This is a genomic window from Limosilactobacillus gastricus DSM 16045, assembly GCF_001434365.1.
Lineage (GTDB): Bacteria > Bacillota > Bacilli > Lactobacillales > Lactobacillaceae > Limosilactobacillus > Limosilactobacillus gastricus.
In genome coordinates this window covers 49,640-67,449 of record NZ_AZFN01000009.1, presented here as the reverse complement: position 1 = coordinate 67,449, position 17,810 = coordinate 49,640, and the positions used below count along the sequence as shown (strand labels likewise).

General features: G+C 41.1%; 20 protein-coding genes and 1 tRNA gene. 16 read left to right on the top strand and 5 right to left on the bottom strand.

Features of this window, described 5'->3' with window-relative positions; all coding sequences use genetic code 11:
- Positions 1–7: 7 nt before the first annotated feature.
- The gene (locus FC60_RS04150) at positions 8–601 is read right to left on the bottom strand and encodes a TetR/AcrR family transcriptional regulator (protein ID WP_056937205.1); all 594 of its coding nucleotides are present in this window, start codon (positions 599–601) and stop codon (positions 8–10) included.
- Between the two features lie 133 nt (positions 602–734).
- Here FC60_RS04150 and FC60_RS04145 point away from each other — a divergent pair, with 133 nt between their 5' ends.
- Positions 735–2,720: an ABC transporter ATP-binding protein/permease gene (locus FC60_RS04145; RefSeq protein WP_056937204.1), complete on the top strand. Its 1,986-nt coding sequence runs from the start codon at positions 735–737 to the stop codon at positions 2,718–2,720.
- A gap of 54 nt (positions 2,721–2,774) precedes the next feature.
- Here the strand turns inward: FC60_RS04145 and FC60_RS04140 are convergent, their stop codons facing one another.
- Positions 2,775–3,113, bottom strand: a complete 339-nt coding sequence (locus FC60_RS04140) for a DUF1516 family protein (protein WP_056937203.1) — start codon at positions 3,111–3,113, stop codon at positions 2,775–2,777.
- Positions 3,114–3,233: 120 nt separating this feature from the next.
- Here FC60_RS04140 and FC60_RS04135 point away from each other — a divergent pair, with 120 nt between their 5' ends.
- From FC60_RS04135 to cysK, 8 genes are all read left to right on the top strand, one after another.
- The gene (locus FC60_RS04135; RefSeq protein WP_040467853.1) at positions 3,234–3,560 is read left to right on the top strand and encodes a hypothetical protein; all 327 of its coding nucleotides are present in this window, start codon (positions 3,234–3,236) and stop codon (positions 3,558–3,560) included.
- Between the two features lie 47 nt (positions 3,561–3,607).
- Positions 3,608–3,678, top strand: a tRNA-Gly gene (locus tag FC60_RS04130).
- Positions 3,679–3,805: 127 nt separating this feature from the next.
- Complete coding sequence (locus FC60_RS04125) at positions 3,806–5,995, top strand: PBP1A family penicillin-binding protein (RefSeq protein ID WP_056937202.1); 2,190 nt, start codon at positions 3,806–3,808, stop codon at positions 5,993–5,995.
- Positions 5,996–6,057: 62 nt separating this feature from the next.
- Entirely contained in the window at positions 6,058–6,420 is a 363-nt protein-coding gene (locus tag FC60_RS04120; protein WP_056937201.1) for a YlbF family regulator, read from the top strand.
- Positions 6,421–6,482: 62 nt separating this feature from the next.
- Positions 6,483–7,445: a 3'-5' exoribonuclease YhaM family protein gene (locus tag FC60_RS04115; protein WP_056937200.1), complete on the top strand. Its 963-nt coding sequence runs from the start codon at positions 6,483–6,485 to the stop codon at positions 7,443–7,445.
- A 64-nt stretch (positions 7,446–7,509) separates the two neighbouring features.
- Positions 7,510–8,514 (top strand): peptidylprolyl isomerase, encoded by a 1,005-nt coding sequence (locus FC60_RS04110; protein ID WP_056937199.1) that lies wholly within the window; start codon positions 7,510–7,512, stop codon positions 8,512–8,514.
- Between the two features lie 266 nt (positions 8,515–8,780).
- The gene (locus FC60_RS04105; RefSeq protein ID WP_235806071.1) at positions 8,781–9,584 is read left to right on the top strand and encodes a homoserine O-acetyltransferase/O-succinyltransferase family protein; all 804 of its coding nucleotides are present in this window, start codon (positions 8,781–8,783) and stop codon (positions 9,582–9,584) included.
- Positions 9,581–10,513, top strand: a complete 933-nt coding sequence (gene cysK / locus FC60_RS04100; protein WP_056937198.1) for a cysteine synthase A — start codon at positions 9,581–9,583, stop codon at positions 10,511–10,513. The genes FC60_RS04105 and cysK overlap by 4 nt, the downstream gene beginning before the upstream one ends.
- A gap of 134 nt (positions 10,514–10,647) precedes the next feature.
- Here the strand turns inward: cysK and FC60_RS04095 are convergent, their stop codons facing one another.
- Positions 10,648–10,875 (bottom strand): hypothetical protein, encoded by a 228-nt coding sequence (locus tag FC60_RS04095; RefSeq protein WP_056937197.1) that lies wholly within the window; start codon positions 10,873–10,875, stop codon positions 10,648–10,650.
- 2 nt (positions 10,876–10,877) lie between these two features.
- The gene (locus FC60_RS04090) at positions 10,878–11,306 is read right to left on the bottom strand and encodes an HIT family protein (RefSeq protein ID WP_056937196.1); all 429 of its coding nucleotides are present in this window, start codon (positions 11,304–11,306) and stop codon (positions 10,878–10,880) included.
- Positions 11,307–11,417: 111 nt separating this feature from the next.
- Here FC60_RS04090 and FC60_RS04085 point away from each other — a divergent pair, with 111 nt between their 5' ends.
- Genes FC60_RS04085 through trmB form a run of 3 tightly spaced genes read left to right on the top strand, consistent with a single transcriptional unit; the run spans position 11,418 to position 13,971 of the window.
- Positions 11,418–12,155, top strand: a complete 738-nt coding sequence (locus FC60_RS04085; protein WP_056937195.1) for an ABC transporter ATP-binding protein — start codon at positions 11,418–11,420, stop codon at positions 12,153–12,155.
- Positions 12,145–13,329: an ABC transporter permease gene (locus FC60_RS04080; protein WP_056937194.1), complete on the top strand. Its 1,185-nt coding sequence runs from the start codon at positions 12,145–12,147 to the stop codon at positions 13,327–13,329. Before FC60_RS04085 ends, FC60_RS04080 begins: the two co-directional genes overlap by 11 nt.
- Positions 13,330–13,971, top strand: a complete 642-nt coding sequence (gene trmB / locus FC60_RS04075; RefSeq protein ID WP_056937193.1) for a tRNA (guanosine(46)-N7)-methyltransferase TrmB — start codon at positions 13,330–13,332, stop codon at positions 13,969–13,971.
- Positions 13,972–14,027: 56 nt separating this feature from the next.
- Here trmB and FC60_RS04070 read toward each other — a convergent pair whose 3' ends face one another.
- Positions 14,028–14,375: a hypothetical protein gene (locus tag FC60_RS04070; protein ID WP_056937192.1), complete on the bottom strand. Its 348-nt coding sequence runs from the start codon at positions 14,373–14,375 to the stop codon at positions 14,028–14,030.
- Positions 14,376–14,505: 130 nt separating this feature from the next.
- Between FC60_RS04070 and FC60_RS04065 the strand changes: the two genes are divergently transcribed.
- The 4 genes from FC60_RS04065 to FC60_RS04050 all read left to right on the top strand — a co-directional run bounded on the left by FC60_RS04065 (position 14,506) and on the right by FC60_RS04050 (position 17,688).
- A complete protein-coding gene (locus tag FC60_RS04065) occupies positions 14,506–14,832 on the top strand; it encodes a thioredoxin family protein (protein ID WP_056937191.1) in 327 nt (108 codons plus the stop codon).
- A gap of 104 nt (positions 14,833–14,936) precedes the next feature.
- Entirely contained in the window at positions 14,937–15,578 is a 642-nt protein-coding gene (gene ytpR, locus FC60_RS04060; protein WP_056937190.1) for a YtpR family tRNA-binding protein, read from the top strand.
- A 14-nt stretch (positions 15,579–15,592) separates the two neighbouring features.
- Positions 15,593–16,891 carry a UDP-N-acetylmuramate--L-alanine ligase gene (gene murC, locus FC60_RS04055; RefSeq protein ID WP_056937189.1) on the top strand — a complete coding sequence of 433 codons (1,299 nt, stop codon included), beginning with the start codon at positions 15,593–15,595 and terminating at the stop codon, positions 16,889–16,891.
- An 83-nt stretch (positions 16,892–16,974) separates the two neighbouring features.
- A complete protein-coding gene (locus tag FC60_RS04050; RefSeq protein WP_056937188.1) occupies positions 16,975–17,688 on the top strand; it encodes a Bax inhibitor-1/YccA family protein in 714 nt (237 codons plus the stop codon).
- The last annotated feature ends 122 nt before the right edge of the window (positions 17,689–17,810 follow it).

Here is a 17,810-nt window from a genome sequence, read left to right as displayed (position 1 = left end):
TCATTTTTTAGTGATGGAAGGTTAATTGCTGACCAGGATTAGTTAAACCATATAAAATAATTTGAATAATATCAGCGGCCCGTTGGGGATCAGGTTGGGCTTTACCAGTATTATCGCGGAAAATTAATAGGGTGAATAAATCTATAATGGCTTGATCGCTAGCAGTTGTTTGAATATAGTTTGATTTCCGCCCCTCAATAATAATAATTTGGAAGAAATTTTTGATCCGTTCTTGCAGAGTTCTTAATAAAAGGGGCGAATCAGCAATCGTCTTAATCAATTCTTGGACGATTTCTTCAGGCAGCTCTTGATTTAATTTATCAGGACCTGGGATTTTTTCAATCCGTTCAATAAAAGGTAAGTCTTGGGTCTTAATCAGGGACTCGGCTTGCTCAAAACGCTCCTCAATCATTTGGCTAATGGTGGCATTTATTAAGTCGGTTTTATCAGTGAAGTACTTATAAATCGTTACGACTGAAAGACCAGATAATTTACTAATTTGCCGAAGATTAGTCTTGGCGACGCCAACTTGATAAATCATCTCCGTAGTCGTAGTTAAAATCAGCTGACGATTACGGGCTTTTTTTTCTGCACGTTTCATAAGAACCTCCTGTGTAAGATGATGCCTCCATTATAGCAAAAAGTTTAACATCGTCAAAAAATGTTAAACTTAATTGACAAATGAATGGGTTTCGGTAAAATTAGCAAGTATAGAAATATATGGAGGATTATTTATGGCATATTTAGAATTAAAAGATATTCGAAAGTCATACTATCTCGGGAAAGAAGAATTCCCCGTTTTAAAAGGAATTAATCTAGAATTCGAACTTGGTGAATTTGTTTCAATTCTAGGTGAATCTGGTGGTGGGAAATCCACCTTAATGAACATTATCGGGGGCTTGGACCGAGAATTTGAGGGCCAAGTCATTGTTAATGGGAAGGCCTTAGACCATAGCCAAGAGAAGCGGATGGATGAATATCGCCGGGATGAAATTGGTTATATTTATCAAGCCTATAACTTGATTAATCACTTAACAGTTTTAGAAAATGTCAAACTGTCCTTGGATATGACTACTTTGTCCAATCAAGAGCGGGAACAACGGGCTTTAGATTTGTTGGAGCGCGTGGGCTTAGCTGAACATGCCAAGAAGTATCCCAATCAACTATCGGGAGGACAAAAACAACGGGTCGCAATTGCCCGGGCTTTATCTAGTGACCCCAAGGTGATCATTGCCGACGAACCGACGGGGGCATTGGATGCCGAAAATACCGAAGATGTATTAAAAATCTTAGATGAAATTGCTGCCGAAGGTCGATTGGTCATTGCGGTGACTCACTCCCAACACGTGGCAGATGCTGGAACGCGAATTGTTCATTTGGCAGAAGGGCAAATCGATGGTGATGAGCGGATTCGACCGGCCTATCCGGTTGATGATGCTAATCATCGCTTGACCTCTAAAGAATTGTCTTTTGCTGTGTCAATGCGAACGGCTTATAAGCACTTTAAGTTCCACTTTGGGCGGAATTTACTAATCGTAATCGGGACGGCCATTGGCCTATTTGCCGTGATGCTCTTTAGCGGTTTAGGAACTGGGGTCAATGGATATGTGAATAAGCAAGTCACGGACTTAGTTAACCCGAAAGCGGTAGTCGTTACTCAATATCAAAAAGGAAGTAGCTCATCTGGTGGGACTGGTGCTTCTCAACAACAAGCCTATGCGCAGATGGCTGCTGGAACCAGTAAGACGAATTTCAAAACTTCTGATATCAATAAGATTAAGAAGTTAGCTCATGTGTCGTCAGTTCAAAAACTCTACTCAGCAACGTCGGTCACGGTAGCCTATAAGGGAAAACAAGCGACGGCTCAGTCATTAAGTAGTTGGACTTCTTCCAACTCCAATGGCACAATTAAAAACGGCTCCAAACCAGGGGTGGGTGAAGTAGTCTTAGATAAGTCTTCAGTGGCCAAGAATTTAACGAAATCCAAGGCGAAGAGTTTAATTGGAAAAACCGTTACTTTATCCTATCAAGCTCAGGATCAGTCAGGTAATACGGTCACAGTTAGCTTCAAAGCCAAAGTCTCAGGGATTTCTAGCAGCCAAAACTCGGCAAGCTATGTAAATGCCACGACCTTGACACAAGCAATGCGGAATGCTGGCGTGAAACCAGCCGCTACTGCCTTGGCGGTTAAGGCTGATTCGATGAATTCGTCGAAGACTGTGGTAAAAGAGATTAATCGGATTAAAACCAATGGTGAAAGGGTCTTTACCGCCACATCAGTTTCAAGCATGATCTCGACTATTCAAACTTATATTGATCTGATCACCAATATTTTAGCTGGAATCGCAGCAATTTCATTATTAGTTTCGGCATTGATGATCATTGTTACGATGTACATGTCGGTAGCTGATCGGACCAAGGAAATTGGGATTCTACGGGCTTTAGGTGAAAGTAAGCGCGATATTCGACGGATGTTCATTGCTGAATCCTTAATCATCGGAATCTTCTCAGCCGTAATTGCAACAATTGTTGCCTTTCTGGCGGAAGTGGGCGCGAATGCCTTATTGGCCAACATTGCGAAGTATGATTTCATTCAAATTGGCTTTAACCACGTTATTTTAGTCTTTATCATTGCCATTATTATTTCATTATTGGCAGCTTGGTTACCAGCTCGCCATGCCGCGGCATTAAACCCAATTGATGCTTTAGCAGCTGATTAAGTAAAATAACTAAAGAAACCCTTGAAGACATGGGCTTCAGGGGTTTTTGAGTGTTTAAAAAGCTAACCATAAGCAACCAAAAATCATTAAAATTAAAAGGTACCAGTTTAAAAAGGGATTACCAAACCCAGTCCTTTTTTGTCGATAAGTGGTTTCGGCGAGTAAATATAAGATTAACAGAAAAATAAATTGAACACATTTAAGGGTTTCAAAAGCTGGAAGATACCGTAAAAATTCAGCAATTTTCTCGGCAATCAGTAATAATAATAAGCTGCGAGTAATAATTAACGCGTCCGTAACCCGTTTTTCCTTACGGGCATGGGTTCCATAGTAAGTAGTGAAAACTAAGATGAGTAAAATGATGACATTAGCAATAAATTGGTAAAATCTCATGAGCACTTTCCTTATCAGTTTTAGTTGTTATTATTTTAGCACTGATAGCTTCAGACTTGAAATTATAACTGAGGATGAGTAAAATTGGTTTTATGATTAAAATGAAGGGGTAAATTAGCCATGACTTATTTTAAAATTGGAGATTACGTTAAGTGTAAGCAATTTGGCCCACTTGAACATGACTTCACGGGTGAGGTTGAAAAGGTTTATGATAATTCCGTTCTAGTTGCTATTCGGGAATTTGAACCGGCTGATCAAAGTGGGGTTAATGAATTGAATAACCGGGCCGTATTGCGCAAGAGTGAAACAGAAATCATCAAGGCGGTTCCACGGACCGAAGAGGATGAAGAGTTAGCGGCTGAAGAAGAAAAGGCGGCGGCGGCAAAAGCGGCTAAGGCAAATAAATCATCACGGAAGAAGAAGTCAGAAAAAAGTGATGACAAATAGTTAAAGTGTGATATGATATATAAGTAATCTTTTTACTTATATTTTATGCGGGTATAGTTCAGTGGTAAAACACAACCTTCCCAAGGTTGAATCGCGAGTTCGATTCTCGTTACCCGCTTTGATGATCGTCGGTTACCCGGCGATTTTTTATTTTTCGTTAAATTTTCGTGGGAAAAGAGAAATCGGACTCGTTTATAACGGGCAATATGATAAAATATTCGCATTGTCAGATGACGGAGGAAATCATGAAAATTTTTAAACAATTTCTGACCTGGTTTAAACAACATCCAGGGCCAGTTCTCAAAAACTGGTGGAAAAAAGGATCGAATGTGGTTTTCCATCAATGGCGACGATTTAACTTGACTCGTTGGTTGATAATCGTCTTTTTAACACTCTTCTTAGGAATGAGTATTTATTTGACCATTGTTGCTAAAACGGCCAATGTGAAAGATTTAAAGGCCCGTTTAGAAACAAATACCCAAATTTATGATAAAAATGGATCATCAGCGGGGAGCCTCTATGATCAAAAGGGTACTTATGTCCCCTTAAGTAAGATTTCTAAAAATGTGCAAAATGCGGTTTTATCAACGGAAGATCGTAACTTCTATCATGAACATGGCTTTTCTTTTAAAGGGCTCGCCCGAGCGGCCTTTCTGTTAGTCCGGAATCGGTTGACGGGAAGTAGCGCTATTTCTGGTGGGGGAAGTACTTTAACCCAGCAATTAGTCAAGAATGCCTTTTTGACGCAGCAGCAAACTTTCTCGCGAAAACTAAAAGAAATCTTTATTTCAATTGAGGTAGAGAATCAATACAGTAAAAAAGAGATTTTAACCATGTATCTCAACAATGCCTATTTTGGTAATGGGGTCTGGGGGGTGCAGGATGCAGCGGAACGATATTTCGATACGGATGCTGCTGATTTAACGGTTCCGCAAGCTGCAACCTTAGCGGGAATGTTGACCTCACCAGGGATTTATGATCCGGTTAAATATCCATCCGCTACTAAAAAACGGCGAAATGTTGTTTTACAACTGATGGTCGAGAATAATAAATTAAGTCAATCAGCGGCTAATCAGTATAAGAAAACTTCGTTAACGGTCACCAATGGTTATCAAGCCTCGGAGGATACTTATAAATATCCCTACTATTTTGACGTGGTGATCAGTGAAGCTATTAATGATTATGGCCTGACTGAAAGTGAAGTCATGAATAATGGCTATAAGATTTATACGACCCTAGATCAAAATCAACAAGCCGCGATGCAGTCGACCTACGATGATAGTTCTAATTTCCCATCAGCTAGTTCAGATGGGACCATTGTCCAGTCTGCTTCCATTGCTATGAATCCAAAGACCGGTGGGGTTACTGCTGTGGTCGGAGGTCGGGGGACCCATGTTTTCCGTGGCTATAACCGTTCCACGCAAATGCGGCGACAACCTGGTTCAACGATTAAACCGATTGTGGTTTACGCGCCGGCTTTAGAAAAGGGGTATTCATATGATTCAACTGTCCAAGACAAATTACAATCATATGGGACCAACAAGTACACGCCCAAAAACTATGATGGAACATATAGCGGGAGTGTCCCAATGTATGAAGCCTTGTATAAGAGTTTAAATGCTCCAGCAGTTTGGCTCCTAAATAAAATTGGGGTGAATGCGGGTTATAAATCAGCGCAAGACTTTGGCTTGCCGGTTGAAAGTGGCGACAAAAACTTAGCCCTCGCGCTTGGTGGGATGACCAAAGGGGTTTCTCCACAACAATTAGCACGTGCATATTCAGCCTTTGCTTCAGGCGGGACTTTGCCGACGGCCCATTACATTACTAAAATTGTGGATGCTTCAGGCAATGAAGTTCCTCGTAAGACCAAGTTGACTAAGAAACGGATCATTTCTACCAAGATTGCCAATCAAATGACAAGCATGATGATCGATGTCTTTAAGTTGGGGACGGGTAAAAATGCCAAACCGGCAAACTATACCATCGCCGGGAAAACCGGGACGACAAACTCGGGCTTATCAAATGACAACGACCGGGATAAATGGATCGTAGGTTATACCCCAGACTTAGTAGTAGCGACCTGGGAAGGTTATGACTCCACGACGGATGAACAACAACTGAGTGATTTGGAAAGTAGTGATATTTACTCCTTGTACAAGACAGAAATGTCGAGCTTGTTACCATATACCAAGGGGACCAGCTTCACGGTAAAAGCGGCCTCAACGCGAGCCAATTCGGCTTCCAGCAACAGTGGAACGCAAAAGCTATGGGAACAAGCAACTAGCTGGTGGAATAAATTAACTGGTAATAGTAGTAGTGATTCAACTGACACCACTGATACTACTGACACAAGCGATACCACGGATGAAAGTTCTAGCAGTGGGATTGGTGATCAGATCTCAAATGCCTGGAACCAGTTGACGTCGCTCTTCTAGTGGTTGAGAGCTAAAAAACATGTTACAATCAGAACAGATTTTTAATGGAGGACCAAATTAAGATGGTAGTAAATATTTTTGATACGGCAAATGAAATGTCGCGCCAAATGGTGGAAACACAAGAGTACCAGGATTTAAAGGTAGCTGTTGAAGAACTGATGGCAGATGAAGCGGCAGTAGCTTTATTCCGGGATTTTCAAAAGCAACAGGCGGAAGCCCAACACAAGCAAATGCAGGGCCAACAACCTAGTGAAGACGAAATCAAAGCCATTCAAGACATGGCGAAAAAGGTTAGCGCGGAAGCATCCATTATGAAGTTAATGGAACAAGAAAAACGGCTTGATCAAATGATTCAACAGATTAATCAAAATCTGACGAGTCCGATTCAATCCCTATACAATGATCTTTTGAAGGATCCAGAATAATATTTAACAACTCCAAGGATGCCTAAGACAAACTTGGAGTTGTTTTTTCATGAGGAGTAATGATGCAAATTAGTCAAATTGAAGTCGGTGAACCAGTCACCCTCTTTGTTTTACTCAAAGATGTACAATCCCGCACAGCGCGTAACGGAAATCCTTATTTGAATATTACCTTTTCCGATCAAACTGGGGAGATTAGTGGTAATCTTTGGGATGTCACGCCGATTCAGATCGATGAGTTCCAACCAGGACGCGTTGTTTATCTGCAGGGCTTGGGTGATCAATATCAAGGCCAAGCTCAGGTTAATATCCAGGGCTTACGATTGGCAACGAATGATGAACCAGCTGATCCCAATTTATATGTCCAACGGGTTGACCTAACCGATCAGGAGCTACGAGAAGCTTTACGACCATTTTTTGCGGCCATTAAGGTAGATGAATTTCGGATTATTGTCACTGATCTAATGAATCATTATGGTGATCAGTTCTTTCAATATCCGGCTGCGAAAGTTAATCATCATGCCCTAGTTGGAGGACTGGCTTTTCATACGCTATCGATTCTGAGATTAGCACAAGCTGTGGCCGAGCAATATTCAGGAATTAATCGCTCGCTTTTGTATGCGGGAGCGATGCTACATGATCTAGGCAAGGTCATTGAATTATCAGGCCCAGTGGCCACTCAATATACGATTGCGGGAAGTTTACTGGGGCATATCTCAATTGTGGATGGTGAAATTGTCCAAGCCTGTCAACGAAAGTACTTAGATGCCGAGAGCGAACCGGTCATCTTATTACGACATGTTATTTTAGCTCATCATGGTTTGCTAGAATATGGTTCTCCGGTGCGTCCCCAATTAATCGAAGCCGAAATCTTACATCGCTTAGATGAATTAGATGCTTCGATTGTGGAAATTAATCAAGCACTGAAGAATGTAGAAATTGATGATTATTCGGAACGTGTTTTTTCACTAGAAAACCGGCGCTTTTTTAAGGATGAATTGCAAAGAGATTTTAAAGATTCCGAGTAAATCCAGAGTTTTCCTTTAACATGTGGTATATTAAACAGGTATCAATAAAAAGGATGTGAATAGTTTGAAGTCCAAGAAAATTTTGGCTTTAGTTGCGGGGGTTGCACTCGCACTACCACTAGCAGCCTGTGGGAATAAAGCGGTTGCGACTACTAATGGGGGAAAAATTACCCAAAGTGAATATTACAGTAGCATGAAACAAACGACGGCTGGAAAGCAAGTCTTGCAACAAATGATCCTCGATAAAGTTTTAGAGAAACAATATGGCAGCAAGGTTTCATCCAGTGACGTTAACAAAGAATATAATGCAGCGAAAAAGACTTATGGAAGTTCCTTCTCATCAGTCCTTGCTCAACAGGGGTATACTACTAGTACCTTCAAAGACCAAATTCGGTCGCGCTTATTATTAGAAGAAGCTGTTCGGGCAAGTTCATCCTTCTCAACTTCTGCTTTGAAGAAGCAATGGAAGGAATATCAACCAAAGATCTCAACGGCGATGATTACGGTGGGTAGCGAATCGGATGCTCAAAGTATCATTGATGATTTGAACTCAACTTCTAGTAATAAGCTGAAAGAGTTTAAGAAGTTAGCTAAATCCAAGTCGACGGATAGTGCGACGGCTTCTTCTGGTGGGGTTATGCCAACCTTTGATAATACGGACACGTCCTTGCCAGATGCTGTTAAGACAGCCGCTTATAAACTGAAGAATGGTGAATACACTACCAGTCCGGTGCAAGGTGACGATGATACTTACTATGTGATTTATATGATTAAGCACCCAGCGAAAGGGAAGTATGCTAATCACATCAGTGACCTGAAAGACCAGATTGTCACAGAAAACATGAATGATAGTGATTTCGTCAAGAAGGTCGTTTCCAAGGCTTTGAAGAAGGGTGACGTCTCAATTAAGGATAGTGATTTGAAGAATATTCTAGCTGATTACTTGAATACTTCTTCATCTAGTTCATCCAGTTCTTCAAGCTCATCTTCTAGCAGCACTAGTTCAAGCTCATCCAGTGATAGTAGCTCAACTGAATCGAGTTCGGCTTCCAGCAGTAGTGCAGAATAATAAGCTAGATGTAAGTCTAAGAGTTTTTTAATAATAATTGTTGACAAATAGTAAGAGATCAGGTAAAGTTACCTCAACAAGCAAACGAAGAAAGGAGCTGAGATTATGTTAAGAAATGTATTTTGTTGTTGTACTCGTCAAAATATCCGAACTGACATGGTCTCAGTTGGGTCTTTTGGGGTACGATAGGATCTCGAAAACCTTGATCTAAAAGGTCACTAGCCATGTTGGTTAGTGACCGTTTTTGTTTGTAAAGATAAAGGAGGGTGACAATAACGACTACCATTGGAATTTTAAATTTAATGCATGATAAGCTTGATACTCAAAAACGATTTCAAGAAGTTTTAAAGTTCGCTGACCCCCAAGTTCAAATTGAATTCTTGTATCCGGTTGATCATTATCTTGATCGTCCCGTTCCAGAGTTAGTGGCTAAAATTTCGCAGCCCTTGGCGGTTAATCAAGTTTATCGCTATGATGCTTTTATTATCACCGGAGCGCCATTAGAACAAATTGATTTTGAAGAAGTGACTTATTATGATGAGATAATCGCACTATTAGAACAATTAAAAACTAAGCGCATTCCGACCCTCTTTGTCTGTTGGGGAGCCATGGTCGCAATGCATCACTTTTATGAGATTGATAAGTACCCGTTAGCGAACAAATTATTCGGCGCTTATTCTCATCAAATTACTCAACCAACCGCCTTGTTAAAGGGACTGCAGTCAGGTTTCATGGCTCCGCACGCTCGTTACGCGGAAATGGATTCAGATCAAATTGTCGCAACTAAAGATTTGGTAGTGAATGCGGTAGCTTCTAATCATCGGAACTTTTTACTCACTAGTCGTGAATTTCCGTTTACCTTCTTGTTTTCGCATTTGGAGTATGGTCAACGCGCTCTATTAAAGGAATACCAACGGGAAGTGCAAGCGACCAAAAGTTCGCCCGGCTTAATCGCCCGGCCGGTAAATTATTATATGCAACTAGGTGAGCCAGTTTATCACTGGCAAACCGTTTCACAACGTTTTTTTGAAAATTGGTTAACTCAAGTCAAAGGAGAAATAACAATATGACAAAGCAAATCTACAACTCAATTAATGAATTAATTGGCAATACTCCAATTGTTAAACTTAACCGAGTGGTTCCAGAAGGGGCCGCTGATGTTTACGTTAAATTGGAATTCTTTAACCCAGCCGGTTCAATTAAGGATCGGATTGCCTTAGCCATGATTGAAAAGGCGGAAGCAGATGGCCTTTTGAAAGCGGGGGATACGATTGTTGAACCGACTTCGGGGAATACAGGAATCGGATTAGCAGCCGTTGCAGCTGCAAAAGGTTATCACCTAGTCATTACCATGCCAGAAACCATGAGTGTAGAACGACGTAAATTAATGCAAGGTTATGGGGCTGAACTAATCTTGACTCCTGGAGCCGATGGAATGAAGGGTTCGATTGCTAAGGCTCAAGAATTAGTAGATCAAAAAGGCTACTTTATGCCGATGCAATTTGAAAATCCAGCCAACCCAGCGGCCCATGAAGCAACGACTGGGAAGGAAATTATTGCTGCATTTGGTGAAGATGATTTACCAGACGCCTTTGTTGCCGGGGTTGGGACTGGTGGAACTTTGACAGGAATTGGTCACGACTTAAAGGCGGTTAATGATCACGTCAAGGTTTATGCTTTAGAACCTGCTGAATCACCATTACTAAAGGATGGTCAAGCTGGTAAACACAAGATCCAAGGAATTAGTGCTGGTTTTATTCCAGCTACTTTGGATCAAGATGTTTATGATGGTATCGTTGAAATTTCCAGCGATGAGGCGATTGCGACCGCCCAAGCGGTTTCCCGACAAGAAGGATTTTTACCAGGGATTTCGGCAGGGGCCAATATTGCCGGAGCAATCCAATTAGCTCAAGAGTTAGGAGCAGGTAGGAAGGTCGTTACGGTGGCACCGGATGGTGGTGAACGATACCTCTCAACGGATTTATTCAACTTTGAATAAGTAGACAATAAGCCGGAAAAAACATGAAGGAACTCTATCGAGATAGCTTGAGACTCATGGAGCACTGTTACCAGTATGATTAAAGAAAATGAGGATTGGAGGAACCATCATTAGGTTCTTCCAATCCTCTTCTTTTATGATTGATGATATTTTTCTAAAATATGATTGATCCGGTCCAAATGAGCTTGATTACGGAAATTAAACAATTCCAGATCGTGATTAATTTCTGCAATCACTTGAATTAAATTAGCCAGTTCATTCGTTAAAGTTTGGGCATGGTTACCTAAATCTTGACCGGCCTTTGTGATTGCTGTTAGATGATTCTGATAATCTTTAACTTCCGCTTTTACTTTGGTAAACATGATTAATCCTTGAACTGAGCTGCGATGGATTGGCGAACGGCTTCGTAATCTTCGCTAGCATAATCGTTAGAGTGGTCAGTAAAGTTAATCTTGAAATCATCATCACTGGAATAGCGTGGTAAGAGATGCCAGTGACTGTGGAAGACGCTTTGATAAGCCACTTCACCATTATTATTCATAACGTTCATGCCCTTGATATCAGGATTTGACGCCTTGATGGCCCGGGCAATCTTAGGAATCCGTTTAAAAACTTCGGCCGCTAAATCTTCATCGTATTCAAAAATATCTTTTACATGCTTCTTAGGAATCACTAGCGTGTGACCAGGTGTATTTTGAGAAATGTCCAAGAAAGCCTTGACGACATCATCTTCATACACGGTATAGCTAGGGATCTCGCCAGCAATAATTTTGCAAAAAATACAATCTTCCATCTTCATAACCTCGCTTTCATTTCCATTAGTATACCGCAACTGGGGTGATAATTGCATTTTGATCTTTGGATTACTATGATATAATCAGTGAACTAATAAAAGGAGCGACAAATGTTAACAATTGACCAACTGGTCGGTGGATATTCCCAAGTGCCAGTTTTAAAAAATATTAGCTTTCAAGTTCAACCCGGCGAATTAGTGGGGTTGATTGGCTTAAATGGGGCTGGTAAGTCAACCACGATTAATCATATTATTGGTCTGTTACAACCATTCTCGGGTTCGATTCAAGTTAATGGGGCCACCTTAGCCAATGATCCGCTTACCTACAAAAAAGCCATCGCTTATGTTCCAGAAACACCGGTTTTATATGAAGAACTGACCTTACGGGAACATCTCCAATTGACCATCAATGCCTATCAATTAGATCCAAGTTCAGCTTGGCAACGGGCCAAGGAGCTATTAAAGACTTTTCGGTTAGAAAATAAATTGGACTGGTTTCCAGTTGATTTTTCAAAGGGGATGAAGCAAAAGGTCATGATTTGTATGGCCTTTATGACCGAGGCGAAGTTATTAGTAATTGATGAACCTTTTTATGGCCTGGATCCCTTAGCCGTCCACGATTTGTTGACAATTATTGATCAAAAGAAAGCTCAAGGAGTGGCTATTCTTATGTCAACGCACGTTCTCGATACGGCCCAAAGATATTGTGATCGATTCGTCTTGTTAGCTGACGGGCAGGTGCAAGCTCTAGGTAGTCTACAAGATTTGCAGGCTTTGAGTGGTCATCAGGGAGAATCCTTGGATGAAATCTATTTGCAATTAGCGCAAGGAGATCACCATGCTAACTAAATTATTTTGGCAACGTCAGCAAAGTCGTTGGGTCCATTATCTGCATTACTGGCGACTGGTTTTTAATGATCATTTTATTATTGCTCTTTTCTTTATGGCAGGAGCGATGGCTTACAGTTATGATCAGTTGTTACCGCAGGTTAATACGCAACCATGGTGGCGAATGGTACTAATTGGATGGGTTACGTTAGCTATGCAAGTCGGACGCTGGGCCCTGTTTGTTGAACAACCTGATCCAGTTGTTTTATTGCCCTTAACTAGTCAAATCAAGCAGTATTTAAAACCAGCAAGCTATTATAGTGCGAGCCTAGGTTTAATTATGACTTTGGCCCTAACAGTTATCGCACTGCCCTTGGCTTTAACTATCATGAAAATTTCGCCCCTTACTATGGTTGTGATCGGTTTGACGGTGGTAATTTTAAAATTAAATTGGTTAGTTTGGGAAAAGCAACGCTTCTTGAATTTTACGAAGAACACACGATTAATTAATTTCGTACAGTGGGGCATGACCCTGGTGGTTGCGGCGACCATGTGGATGGGGTGGTCATTGATGGCCTTGGTTCTTAGTTTAATACTTTTGCTAACTGGCCAATATTTAAATTCGCGGGGTAGCTTTGATTGGCCAGCCGCCATTGCTTATGAACAAGCACGTACCGAATCGATCTATCGGTTTTTTAATCTCTTCACGGATGTTCCGCAAGTGCAAGGACGAGTGAAACGTCGGGCTTGGGCGGATGGAATTATCAAATATTTAGCCCACCAAGATGGTCAGTGGGGCTATTTATATGCCCGAGGCTTCGTACGAGGTTCCGATACCAGTGGATTGGTAGTGCGCTTAACATTAATCTTAGCAATCATTACCTTTTTCATTCCTATCAATTGGTTGCAGACGGTCGTATTAGCATTAAGTTTATATGTAATTGTCAGTCAACTAGGACCTGAGTATCATCAATTTGACAATAAGGTCTTCACTTATCTGTATCCCCTGGAAGCCAAGCAACGTCAAAATGCTTATCTAAGCTTGACTCGACGGGTGCTATGGCCGGTCGCAATTATTTTACTATTGGCGACGGTGATGAGTTCAAACCTTGTCTTAAATGTTTTCATTATTGTAATTGAAGGTGAATTATTAGTGCATTGGTATTTGCCAATGCGAGTTTTTAAGGAGAAATAAATGCGTGTAAAACACAAGAAGTGGGCCGACCCTTATTTAGAAAGTCATCCCGAAACCGTGAGTATCAATCCGACAGAATACAAAGGTAAGTGGCAAAATCGCTTTGAAAAGGATCAACCTTTGCATCTAGAAGTAGGAATGGGGAAAGGACAATTCATCATTGGGATGGCTCAAAAATACCCCCAGTTTAACTTCATTGGCTTGGAAATTGAGAGCACGGTGGCGGCGATTGCTGCTAAAAAAGCAGAACCCTTAGCTTTACCTAATTTGACCTTTGTGCGGGCCGATGGGGCAGGATTAGATACCTATTTTGCAGAAGGCGAAATCCAACAGTTATATTTGAATTTCTCCGATCCTTGGCCTAAAACGCGACATGAGAAGCGACGCTTAACTTATAAGAGTTTCTTGACCAACTATCAACGGGTGCTGGTTGACCAAGGATGTATTGAAATGAAAACCGATAACATGGGATTATTTGAATACTCACTCCAGAGTTTAAATAATTATGGGATGCTTTTTGATGGAGTTTGGCTGGATTTACATCATAGTGATGAGCAAGAAGACAATGTTGAAACCGAGTATGAACAAAAATTTGCGGCGAAGGGCCAACCGATTTACAAATTGAGGGCTCATTTTAAGTAACGAAAAGGCAGGTAAACACCTTGATTGCACAACGTGTTTTGCCTGCCTTAATATTCTTATTTGGCTTCTGTCGAGTCCGTTAATTGTAACTCTACGACGGTTCCAGTTCGCCGATCTACAAAAAATTCATAGGATAAGATTTCATATCCAACTTGTTGACGAAATCCTCCATGGTAAACTCGGAGAATCGAATCCTGATAAGGGTACTTTTCGGGGTGTTTGTGGATCCAAGTCCCGATAATTTCACCATTGGCTTCAAAAGTATTAATAACATGTCGCAAAACCTGTTCGGAAGATAAGCCACGATCAGCTAAAAGGTACCCAGCTGAGTAACCGGCAAGACCAGCTAAACCAAGGACTGAAACCACGACTAGGGGATTTAGATGTGATGATTTTTCTGACATATTGAGCCCCCACATATCAATTTAGTAGTTTTATTTTATCATAAATTCGCTTGAGGTGCTGATGAGCGTTTAATTGGCATTTGAAGATTAAATTCAGTAGACTAAACAAAAAGCTTTCTGGAGGTTGGCAATGAAAGATTTACCAAAAACTAATTTAACTGATTTAGAAGCGCAATTACAAAACGGTCGCTACATCCTCTTTTTTACGGCTGATTGGTGTCCAGATTGTCGTTTTATCAAGCCTGCGATGCCGGAAATTGAAGCGGAATTTGCTGATTTCACCTTTATTAAAGTTGATCGCGATGAAAACATTGATTTAGCCGCTGAAATGGGCATTATGGGGATTCCGAGTTTTGTTGCTTATCAAGATGGTCAAGAAATTGGACGATTTGTAAACAAGGATCGGAAAACCAAGCAAGAAGTAGAAACTTTTATTAACGGATTGAATAAGAATTAAACAAGGGATTTGGGATCGATTGATATTTGACCCAAGTCCTTTTTATAAGCAAATGACTATGGTAAACTAGACCCTGATTTGAAAAGAAATGAATGAGGTTAGGAATGTTAATTTCAAGTTACAATCAAGCTGGGATGGGGGACGTCCTAGTCACAATGGTGGCTCCAACAGTTGGTGGGCAAACCGTCCACAAAGCAGGTCAAGTAGTGCAACTAACATCGAGTGAGGATGGTAGTTTGTTAGGGTATAACTTCTTAGCAGCAAGCGAACTTTTACCAGAATTAACCAGTCAAGCTGCTGGACAACTATTCTTAACTGATGACCAGGTTGCTAAGTTGAACCAGGCAGTACAAGCGGCCGGCTTTGATCAATTATTAGTTGCGGATCATGATCCAAAATTTGTGATTGGCTATGTGGCTGAAATGGAAGATCATCCTAAGTCTGATCATTTGCATATTACGAAAGTGGACGTTGGTGATCAACAGTTACAAATTGTTTGTGGTTCACCTAACATCGCCAATCATGTAAAAGTGATCGTCGCCAAACCAGGAGCGATGATGCCAAGTGGTCAGATGATCTGGCCGGGTGAATTAGTTGGGGTACCTAGTTTTGGAATGATTTGTGCCGGGAGGGAATTGAACCTGGCCAATGCACCGCAACAACCAGGCTGTGTGATTCTACCAGATGACTTTGGCCAAGCTGGGGATGCATTTGATTTTGAAAAAGGAAATCAATTATTTGTCTAAGGGAAGTGACAAAAATGAGTACATATTACTTTGTGGGAATTAAGGGAACCGGAATGGCTTCCTTGGCACGATTATTAAAGGATCAGGGACATGAGGTGCTTGGATCTGATATTGAGAAGGAAACGTTCACTCAGGCTCCGCTTGAAGCTGCGGGAATCAAGATTCTACCATTTAATCCTGACAATTTAAAGCCAGGCATGATTGTGGTCCAAGGGAATGCCTTTAATGATGATCATCCTGAAATTGTTCAGGCGCATGCCATGGGCTTAACGGTCCAAAGTTATCCCGCAACAGTGGAAGAACAAGTCCGGAGATATACCAGTATTGGGATTGCCGGAGCCCATGGAAAAACCAGTACGACCGGATTGTTATCGCATGTCTTGGCTAAGCTTGCGCCAACTAATTATTTAATTGGTGATGGGGTCGGGCGTGGTGTTGCCGATGCGCAATTCTTTGTTTTTGAAGCCGATGAATACCGCGATCACTTCTTGGCTTACCATCCCGACTATGCCATTATGACGAATGTTGAATTTGATCACCCCGATTATTTTAAAGATTTAGTCGATGTAGTTGACTCATTTAAAGCCTACAGTCAACAAGTAAAAAAGGCTGTTTTTGCCTGGGGAGAAGACCCACAATTACGGCAAATGACGTTTGATGTGCCGGTTTATTATTATGGAACGAATGATCAAGATGATTTTCGGGCAGTAAATATCCAACGGACAGCATCGGGCTCAGCTTTTGACGCCTACCATCAGGATCAATTAATTGGTCATTTCAATATTCATCTATATGGACAACACAGTGTGTTAAATGCTTTGGCTGTGATTGCCCTAGCCTATACGGAACAATTAGATATGGCGGTCGTTGCTGAAGTTTTGCAAAGCTTTAATGGAGTCAAGCGGCGGTTTAGCGAAACCGATAAAGGTGATATTGCCATTATTGATGATTACGCTCACCACCCATCGGAAATTAAGGCAACACTGGACGCGGCCCGCCAAAAATATCCAGATCGTGAATTGGTAGCGGTTTTCCAGCCACATACCTATTCTCGGCTTAAAGCTTATTTAAATGATTTTGGGGAATCGCTAAAAAAAGCCGATCAAACTTATGTGACCCCGGTCTTTGGATCGATTCGGGAACAAGCTGGGGATATTTCAAATCAAGATCTGATTGATCTGATCCCCAATGGACATGCAATTGATCAGCATACCCTTGATCAGTTACTCCAATATCACCAAGCAGTAGTGGTCTTCATGGGAGCCGGTGATATCGAAAAATATGAAGATCAATATGAGAAATTGCTAGGTTAAATTACTTGCTTGAAATGGTAGCATTTGCTACCATTTTTTTAATCAATCAAGAATAATTTGGGAAAAATTTAGGAGGTAAAATAGTGAACAACTATACACAAGAGCCACAACGGCGTGAAGTCAATGCTTCAGTGGGCTTAAATGCCTTTTTGACACGTATGTATGGGATTATGACCTTAGCCGTTTTAGTTTCGGCGGCGACGGCTTACTTGTCCATGACAGCCTTTCGGACAACTTTAATGCTTTTCGCGGCACAACATACGGGAATGATTTGGTTAATCTTATTATTACCAATTGCATTATCTATGGGAGTGAGCTTTAGTGCTACTCGAAACCCTGCGGGGGCCTTTTTGATGCTCATGTTAACGGCAATTATTTATGGCTTTGAGTTTGCTTTAATCGCGGGGGCCTTTACGACTGCCAATATTGCGGCAGCTTTTGTTTCCTCGTCGGCGGTATTTATCACCATGGCTTTTTACGGAACGGTTACAAAGCGTGATTTAACCCGAGCTGGTAGCCATGCGATGGCAGCATTAATTGCTTTAATTATTGCCACCATTGTTAATATGTTTTTACGTAGTGCGGCAATTACTTACATCTTTTCTTACATTGCGGTGATCATTTTCGTTGTTTTAACCGCTTGGGATGCTCAAAAGATGAAAGCAATTTACGTAAATTATGGTCATGAGGTTTCCATGACAGGTTTAGCAATTCAGGGAGCTTTGCAACTTTACCTTGATTTTGTTAACCTATTTATCCAATTCCTTCAAATTTTTGGGATGAGTAATCGAGACTAATTGAATCATGAACCGGCGATCCAATGAGATCCCGGTTTTTTTATTTATCAGGTAATTAGGCATCAGATTAAAAATTCTGATAAATGTTTGGTACAATTGAACAATGAATACGAACGGTAAAT